The following is an 8,024-nucleotide window of genomic DNA, read 5'->3' as shown; positions in this document are numbered from 1 at the left end:
GTCACCTTAGAGTGCCCAACTGAATGCTGGCAACTAAGATCAAGGGTTGCGCTCGTTGCGGGACTTAACCCAACATCTCACGACACGAGCTGACGACAACCATGCACCACCTGTCACTCTGTCCCCCGAAGGGGAAGGCTCTGTCTCCAGAGCGGTCAGAGGATGTCAAGACCTGGTAAGGTTCTTCGCGTTGCTTCGAATTAAACCACATGCTCCACCGCTTGTGCGGGCCCCCGTCAATTCCTTTGAGTTTCAGCCTTGCGGCCGTACTCCCCAGGCGGAGTGCTTAATGCGTTAGCTGCAGCACTGAAGGGCGGAAACCCTCCAACACTTAGCACTCATCGTTTACGGCGTGGACTACCAGGGTATCTAATCCTGTTCGCTCCCCACGCTTTCGCGCCTCAGCGTCAGTTACAGACCAAAGAGCCGCCTTCGCCACTGGTGTTCCTCCACATCTCTACGCATTTCACCGCTACACATGGAATTCCGCTCTTCTCTTCTGCACTCAAGTCTTCCAGTTTCCAATGACCCTCCACGGTTGAGCCGTGGGCTTTCACATCAGACTTAAAAGACCGCCCGCGCGCGCTTTACGCCCAATAATTCCGGACAACGCTTGCCACCTACGTATTACCGCGGCTGCTGGCACGTAGTTAGCCGTGGCTTTCTGGTCAGGTACCGTCAAGGTGCCGGCAGTTACTCCGACACTTGTTCTTCCCTGACAACAGAGCTTTACGATCCGAAAACCTTCTTCACTCACGCGGCGTGGCTCCGTCAGACTTTCGTCCATTGCGGAAGATTCCCTACTGCTGCCTCCCGTAGGAGTCTGGGCCGTGTCTCAGTCCCAGTGTGGCCGATCACCCTCTCAGGTCGGCTACGCATCGTCGCCTTGGTGAGCCGTTACCTCCCCAACTAGCTAATGCGCCGCGGGTCCATCTGTAAGCGACAGCCGAAGCCGCCTTTCAATCTGCCTTCATGCGAAGAAAGAACTTATCCGGTATTAGCCCCGGTTTCCCGGAGTTATCCCCATCTTACAGGCAGGTTACCCACGTGTTACTCACCCGTCCGCCGCTGACGCAAGCAGGAGCAAGCTCCCGCTAAGTCCGCTCGACTGGCATGTATGAGGCACGCCGCCAGCGTTCGTCCTGAGCCAGGATCAAACTCTCCGATAAGATTGTTTGCTTAGCTCATAATAATAAATTGAATTAACGTTGACGTTTATTTTGTTCAGTTTTCAAGGATCAATATCGTTGCTATTTTTTAGCGACTCAATTATCTTACCATTTAACCTTTGTGTCGTCAATGGTTTTTTTAAATTAAGTTGAATTAAATCTTTCTGCTGTTAGCAACGAATATAAATATACCACTTCTTCTCCCTGCAAGCAAGCATTTTTTTGCTTTTTTTATAGATTCATTGTAAATCGATTAACTCCTTTCACAATCAACAAAGGGCGCTGATCAGCGCCCTTTGTTGATTGCTCTATTCCTTATGTCTCATTAACGGGAAAAGCAACACATCGCGAATGGAAGGAGAATTGGTTAACAGCATAACTAACCGGTCGACACCGATTCCTAGACCGCCTGTAGGAGGAAGCCCGTACTCAAGCGCCTCGATAAAGTCCTCGTCCATTTCATGCGCTTCGTCATTCCCCTGTTCTTTCTCTTTCAGCTGAGCCTCAAAGCGCTGCCGCTGATCGATTGGGTCGTTGAGCTCGGTAAATGCGTTCGCATGTTCTCGGCCGACAATGAACAGCTCAAAGCGATCTGTGAAACGCGGATCTTCCTCGTTTTTCTTAGCCAGCGGAGAAATCTCTACCGGATGACCATAAATAAATGTTGGCTGGATGAGCTTCTCTTCCACTCTTTGTTCAAAGAATTCGTTCACAATGTGACCATATTGCATAGTTTCCTTGTATTCAATCCCGTGTTCTTTCGCTAGTTGACGCGCTTCTTCGTCGGTCATCTGCTGCCAAAAGTCCACACCCGTGTACTCTTTCACTGCATCTACCATGTGATAGCGCCGCCATTTCGGTTTTAGATCGACTTGATGCTCACCATACGGCACAGTGGTTGTTCCATGCACCTCTTTTGCAATATGAGCGATCAGATTTTCTGTTAAGGTCATGATATCTTGATAATCGGCGTATGCTTCATACAACTCGATCATCGTAAACTCCGGATTATGGCGTGTAGAAACTCCTTCGTTTCGGAAGACGCGGCCAATTTCGTATACCTTCTCCATGCCGCCCACAATCAGACGTTTCAGATGCAATTCAATCGCGATTCGCATGTACAATTCCATGTCCAGCGCATTATGGTGCGTAATAAAAGGACGCGCAGCCGCACCGCCGGCGATGGCATGCATCATTGGCGTTTCGACTTCCAGATACCCGTGTTCATCTAAATAGCGTCTCATCGACTGGATGATACGGCTGCGGGCGATAAATGTTTGCTGGCTTTCCGGGCTGGTAATCAAATCTAAGTACCGCTGGCGGTAGCGCTGCTCTACATCTTTCAAACCGTGAAATTTATCCGGAAGAGGACGTAAAGCTTTCGTTAAGTATTCATAATGACTGACTTTAATGGATAGCTCTCCTACTTTTGTTTTGAAAACGGTCCCGCTTACCCCAACAATATCCCCTAAATCGGTCATATTAAATACTTCGTACGCTTCTTCTCCCACGGTATCTTTACGGACATAAATTTGAATTTGGCCCGATAGATCCTGAATGTGAGCAAATCCCGCTTTGCCTTTCCCGCGCTTCGTCATCACACGGCCAGCAATCTTGACCACGGCACCTTTCTCTTCCAGCTCCTCTTTTGAGAACTGATCAAATTCGCCGATGATCGCTTGAGCTGAATGAGTGCGTTCAAAGCGCTTGCCAAATGGGTCCAGCCCTTTGTCTCTTAATGCTTGCATTTTCTCTCTTCTGACCAATAATTGGTCGTTCACATCTTCGTGACTCATTTTGTTCACTCCTATATCTAATATCGCCCTGCGTTTTATCCAGCTTGAATAGAATCTTCTTTCTCTTCCACTTCCTGCACAAAACCGGACAGAAGATTTACAAGGTCATCTCTAGTCTCACATAAGTTAATCGCTTTGCGCACGCGGGCGTTGCCGCGAATGCCTTTTAAATACCACGCAGCATGCTTACGCATTTCTCGAACGGCGATAAATTCACCTTTCAATTGAATTAAACGGTCGAGATGGAGTAAGCACACCTCCACTTTCTCACGCGCGGAAGGCTCACCCATCAGCTCACCCGTTTCCAGATAATGTACGGTACGATAAATCATCCATGGATTACCTAGAGCGGCACGTCCAATCATCACGCCGTCCACACCTGTTTCTTCAAGCATACGCTTCGCATCCTGAGGCGTTTTAACATCGCCGTTGCCGATCACAGGAATATTCACAGCTTGTTTCACTTCCTTAATGATATCCCAGTTGGCATGGCCTTCATACATTTGTACGCGTGTGCGGCCGTGAAGCGATACCGCTTTGCCTCCTGCTCTTTCAACGGCTTGAGCATTTTGTACTGCATAAATGTGATCTTCATCCCAGCCCATGCGCATTTTCACTGTGACAGGCTTATCAACCGCTTCCGTGACGGCGGAGACCATTTCATAAATTTTATTAGGATCAAGCAGCCATTTAGCTCCGGCATCGCATTTCGTAATTTTCGGTACAGGACAGCCCATATTAATGTCAATAATATCAGCATTTGTGTTTTTATCCACAAAGCTGGCCGCCTGAACAAGCGATTCCTTCTCACCGCCAAAGATCTGCAGACTAAGCGGTTTCTCTCTTTCATCGATATATAACATATCAAGGGTCTTTTCGTTTTGAAAAACAATCCCTTTATCGCTAACCATCTCAGCGCAAACCAATCCCGCGCCGAATTCCTTCACTGTTAAACGAAAAGCAGAATTACACACTCCTGCCATCGGGGCGAGAACAACCGGATTTTTCATTTCGATATTTCCGATTTTTAACATATATAATCACCTTTCTACTTTATTCTTTGGCGGGCGAAGCTCATCCGCTTGAATCTGAAGCTCATCAGCAATTTGCTGCATAAGCTCTTTCGAAAGCGGGCGGTACCCTCGTTCGATGTCCCCCAGCACCGAAATGGATAGCCCCAATTTCTGAGCCAGCCGCTCCTGGGTATAGCCCTTCAGTTTTCTAAAAGCTCGAATGCGCCGTCCCCATTGATCGGTTTCCATAACCGTACACCTTCTTTTCCTTGAATGCTTTTTACTCTTTCTTTAAGCAGTATGCGCGTTCCTGGAAAGCAAAATGTTGGATCTATCTCTAATAATGGAATAAGCACGAAAGCTCGTTCGTGCATTCTCGGGTGCGGAATGATTAGTTTCTCTGATTTAATATTGTCTTGATTATATACTAAAATGTCAAGGTCTATTATTCTTGGCCCCCATTTGAATTCCCTTATTCTTCCCAGCTTTCGTTCAATAGAAAGACATCGATTTAACAGTTCTTCCGGGGATAATGACGTCTGTATTCTGATCGTCATATTCAAAAACGGGGCCTGATTCGTGTAGCCGACTGGATCCGTTTCATAGACGGATGAAACCTTTTCTATTTTTATTCCTTTCTCCATCTCAATAGCGGACAGAGCGGAGTGTAAATTGGATAACCGATCGCCAAGATTGGTTCCCAATGACAAGTATGCTGTATTTTTCATCATTCATCCTTCTATCTCGTTCGTGTTATTTCAACTGCGACATGTTGATAATGGCCAGGGATAGGCGGGTCCGGTTTAATCACTTTCACCGTGCAAGCATGAACAGATAAAAACGTCTCCAAAAGAGAGGCTGCAATCTTCTCAGCAACTGCTTCAACCAGCTTACAAGGCTCTCCCTCTGCAACTTCTTTACACACTTGAAAAACCTCTGCGTAGTTCACAGAGTACTGCAATTCATCTGTCTCTCCCGCTTTCTTAAGCGGCAATTCTACTATCACATCGACGCGAAAACGCTGTCCAAGCTTGGTTTCTTCGGGAAAAACTCCATGATATCCATAAAACTCCATGCCAGTCATATAAATCTTATCCATGCACCTCACCCCTTCCCCATCAATACATCCGTCATTCGCGCCATGCGGCTAATAGGTTTGACATCGTGCACACGCAAGATGGCGCATCCCTTTTCTATACCATAGCAGCATGCAGCCCCGGTCCCTTCCATTCTTTCTTCTACAGGAAGATTAAGAACATGGCCGATCACCCTCTTGCGCGAAGGACCTAAAAGCACCGGAAAGCCAAGAGCCGCAATCTTATCCAGCTGGCGTATCATGTCTAGATTTTGCTCCATTGTCTTGGCAAATCCTATTCCCGGATCGAGAATTATTTGGTCTTCCTGCACCCCCGCCTTCACCGCGAGATTAATGCTATCATATAAGTCCATTAAGACATCGCGAACGAAAGCTTGGTAATTCATATCCTCGCGGTTGTGCATTAAAATAATCGGAGCGTTGTACTCCGCCGCAACAGCTGCAATTTCTGGGTCTTTTTTCGCTCCCCAAATATCATTGATGATATGAGCACCTGCCTCTAGAGACTGTCTGGCTGTTTCTGCTTTGTACGTATCGACCGATATTGGCTTATTGACTTGGGATGCCACTTCTTTAATTATCGGCAATACTCTTTTCAATTCATCGTTAAGGGAAAGAGGGGTATGTCCAGGGCGAGTCGACTCCCCTCCAATATCGATAATATCGGCACCCGTTTCCGCCATCTCCTTGGCATGATCGACGGCTTTCTTCTCGTCATAGAATAAGCCGCCATCTGAAAAAGAATCAGGGGTTGCATTTAAGATCCCCATAATATGCGTTTTTTTATCAAAGTCTAAAAGATGTGATCCTGCCTGTACTTTCATCCAAAAAACTCCTCTCGCTTCTCAGCCTCTTCTCATTTTACCACGAGAACATACTCAACTGAACAAAAGCAGAGCGGATGAAATAGAAGACTTGCGATCAATAATAAAAAAGCAGGCCGCACAAGCAGCCTGCTCTTTTGCCTTTATACATTATTTGTCATTAAATTGATAGAGCGGTGTACTTAAATAACGTTCTCCATTACTTGGAATGATTGCCAGTACTTTTTTGCCTTTTCCAAGCTTAGCGGCTATTTGGCGAGCAGCGGCAATGGCAGCCCCTGAAGAAATACCGCCAAGAATTCCCTCTTCTCTGGCTACTTGACGGGCAGTTTCAAACGCCTCTTCATTCTCTATTCGAATGATTTCATCATAAATGTCTGTGTCTAATACTTTAGGAACAAAGCCGGCACCGATTCCTTGAATCTTATGAGGGCCAGGTTTTCCTCCGGACAGCACGGGTGATCCTGCTGGTTCAACCGCATAGATTTTAATATCTTTAAATTTCTCTTTCAGCACCTGTCCGGCACCCGTAATCGTTCCGCCTGTTCCGATTCCAGCAATAAATGCATCCAGCTGATCCATTTGTTCTGCGATTTCTTTTCCTGTTGTCAGCCGGTGAATTTCCGGGTTGGCTTCATTTTCAAATTGCTGCGGCATAAAATAGCCGTGCTCATCCGCAAGCTCTTTTGCTTTGCGAATGGCTCCCCCCATCCCTTCAGAACCTGGGGTAAGCACAAGCTCCGCTCCATAAGCGCGAAGCAGGTTGCGGCGCTCCATGCTCATCGTATCAGGCATGACCAGAATGGCGCGGTACCCTTTGGCTGCAGCAATCATCGCTAGGCCGATACCTGTATTTCCACTTGTAGGTTCAATGATCGTTCCGCCTTCTTGCAAACCGCCTTGTTTCTCTGCTGCTTCAATCATCGCCAAAGCAATTCTGTCCTTCACACTGCTTCCAGGATTCATATATTCAAGCTTCAAATATATGTCTGCACTGTTTTCATCCACGGTTCTGTTTAACTTAACGATCGGTGTTTCACCGACTAATTCAGCTACTGAATTTGCTATACGCATTATTTTCCCCACCTTAATACCGAGTATTTTTATTGGTTATATAGAATTTACCATTTATTTTGCGAAATGTCAATCTATTTACTCATATAATTCTTTTCTAGCTGCTTGTTAAAAAAACCTGCAAAGCCGTTGCCTTAACAGGTTTTCTTGCCGACGATTTAATTTTTTAAGATTTCGCTTCGTCTTTCATCTTCTGCAACTCGCACTTAGTAAATACGTACTTTTCATTACAGAAGTGACACTGGGCTTCCGCTTGGCCGTCTTCGGCAATCATGGCCGCGATTTCTTCTTTGCCAAGACCTGTGATCGCGCGGCCGAATCTCTCCTTGGAGCAATTACATTGAAAGCGAACGGGCACAGTATCCAGCAGCTTGACATTTTCCTTTCCTAAAATGTAAAACAAAATCTCTTCGGGAGTTAAGCCTTGTTCGATCAGCTTGGAGATCGGCGTCATATTCGTCACTCTTTGTTCAATTTGCTCAATCGTTTCCTCTTCCGCACCCGGCATGATTTGAATAATAAATCCTCCGGCTGCCAGAATCGTGTTGTCAGGGTTCACAAGCACTCCTGTTCCGACAGAAGATGGCACTTGCTCAGACACAGCAAAATAGTATGTGAAGTCTTCTGCAATTTCACCGGATACGATCGGCGTCTGCCCGCTAAAATGATCTTTGAGACCTACATCCTTCACTACCGTCAGCGTCCCGTCTGTTCCTACTGCCCGGCGAACATCCAGCTTTCCTTGCTGATTCAGATCAAAATGGGTTTGCGGATTGGTGACGTATCCGCGAACCTCCCCGTTTGCGTTGACATCAACTAAAATAGCGCCGATCGGTCCGCCGCCTTGTATTTTAATCGTGATTTTCTCCTCGCCCTTACTCATAGCTCCCATCATGACACCGGCCGTCATTGTACGGCCCAGTGCTGCAGAAGCCGTCGGCCACGTATAATGCTTTCTTTGCGCTTCTCCCACTGTTTCCGTTGTGCGGGCCGCATACGCGCGAACTTGCCCTTCAAAGGCTATAGCTTTCACTAAATAATCGCTCATCAGA

Annotated in this window: 8 protein-coding genes and 2 other annotated features; all 8 genes read right to left on the bottom strand. The window is 46.8% G+C overall.

Annotated features, from left to right (window positions below; all coding sequences use genetic code 11):
• Positions 1–93: a sequence feature (16S ribosomal RNA rRNA prediction is too short), on the bottom strand.
• A 183-nt stretch (positions 94–276) separates the two neighbouring features.
• Positions 277–1,161: a sequence feature (16S ribosomal RNA rRNA prediction is too short), on the bottom strand.
• 316 nt (positions 1,162–1,477) lie between these two features.
• Positions 1,478–2,965, bottom strand: a complete 1,488-nt coding sequence (gene lysS, locus CEF20_RS15630; RefSeq protein WP_100332759.1) for a lysine--tRNA ligase — start codon at positions 2,963–2,965, stop codon at positions 1,478–1,480.
• 35 nt (positions 2,966–3,000) lie between these two features.
• A complete protein-coding gene (dusB, locus tag CEF20_RS15625) occupies positions 3,001–3,999 on the bottom strand; it encodes a tRNA dihydrouridine synthase DusB (RefSeq protein WP_100332758.1) in 999 nt (332 codons plus the stop codon).
• 6 nt (positions 4,000–4,005) lie between these two features.
• The gene (locus CEF20_RS15620; RefSeq protein WP_100332757.1) at positions 4,006–4,227 is read right to left on the bottom strand and encodes a helix-turn-helix domain-containing protein; all 222 of its coding nucleotides are present in this window, start codon (positions 4,225–4,227) and stop codon (positions 4,006–4,008) included.
• A complete protein-coding gene (gene folK, locus CEF20_RS15615; protein WP_100332756.1) occupies positions 4,179–4,706 on the bottom strand; it encodes a 2-amino-4-hydroxy-6-hydroxymethyldihydropteridine diphosphokinase in 528 nt (175 codons plus the stop codon). The genes CEF20_RS15620 and folK overlap by 49 nt, the downstream gene beginning before the upstream one ends.
• 11 nt (positions 4,707–4,717) lie before the next feature.
• Positions 4,718–5,077, bottom strand: a complete 360-nt coding sequence (folB, locus tag CEF20_RS15610; RefSeq protein ID WP_100332755.1) for a dihydroneopterin aldolase — start codon at positions 5,075–5,077, stop codon at positions 4,718–4,720.
• Positions 5,078–5,082: 5 nt separating this feature from the next.
• Complete coding sequence (folP, locus tag CEF20_RS15605; RefSeq protein ID WP_100332754.1) at positions 5,083–5,898, bottom strand: dihydropteroate synthase; 816 nt, start codon at positions 5,896–5,898, stop codon at positions 5,083–5,085.
• Positions 5,899–6,048: 150 nt separating this feature from the next.
• Positions 6,049–6,975, bottom strand: a complete 927-nt coding sequence (cysK, locus tag CEF20_RS15600) for a cysteine synthase A (protein WP_100332912.1) — start codon at positions 6,973–6,975, stop codon at positions 6,049–6,051.
• Positions 6,976–7,138: 163 nt separating this feature from the next.
• A complete protein-coding gene (hslO, locus tag CEF20_RS15595; RefSeq protein WP_100332753.1) occupies positions 7,139–8,020 on the bottom strand; it encodes an Hsp33 family molecular chaperone HslO in 882 nt (293 codons plus the stop codon).
• Positions 8,021–8,024 lie beyond the last annotated feature (4 nt).

The organism is Bacillus xiapuensis, from assembly GCF_002797355.1.
In the GTDB taxonomy this organism is placed as follows: Bacteria; Bacillota; Bacilli; order Bacillales; family Domibacillaceae; genus Bacillus_CE; species Bacillus_CE xiapuensis.
The sequence above is the reverse complement of the archived record's forward strand: the minus strand, read 5'-3'. Positions and strand labels throughout refer to the sequence as shown.

Bases quoted from the DNA above. Each gene is read 5' to 3' on its own strand.
- folK (WP_100332756.1), bottom strand. From the start codon at position 4,706: ATGAAAAATACAGCATACTTGTCATTGGGAACCAATCTTGGCGATCGG.
- dusB (WP_100332758.1), bottom strand. From the start codon at position 3,999: ATGTTAAAAATCGGAAATATCGAAATGAAAAATCCGGTTGTTCTCGCC.
- folB (WP_100332755.1), bottom strand. From the start codon at position 5,077: ATGGATAAGATTTATATGACTGGCATGGAGTTTTATGGATATCATGGA.
- folP (WP_100332754.1), bottom strand. From the start codon at position 5,898: ATGAAAGTACAGGCAGGATCACATCTTTTAGACTTTGATAAAAAAACG.
- hslO (WP_100332753.1), bottom strand. From the start codon at position 8,020: ATGAGCGATTATTTAGTGAAAGCTATAGCCTTTGAAGGGCAAGTTCGC.
- CEF20_RS15620 (WP_100332757.1), bottom strand. From the start codon at position 4,227: ATGGAAACCGATCAATGGGGACGGCGCATTCGAGCTTTTAGAAAACTG.
- lysS (WP_100332759.1), bottom strand. From the start codon at position 2,965: ATGAGTCACGAAGATGTGAACGACCAATTATTGGTCAGAAGAGAGAAA.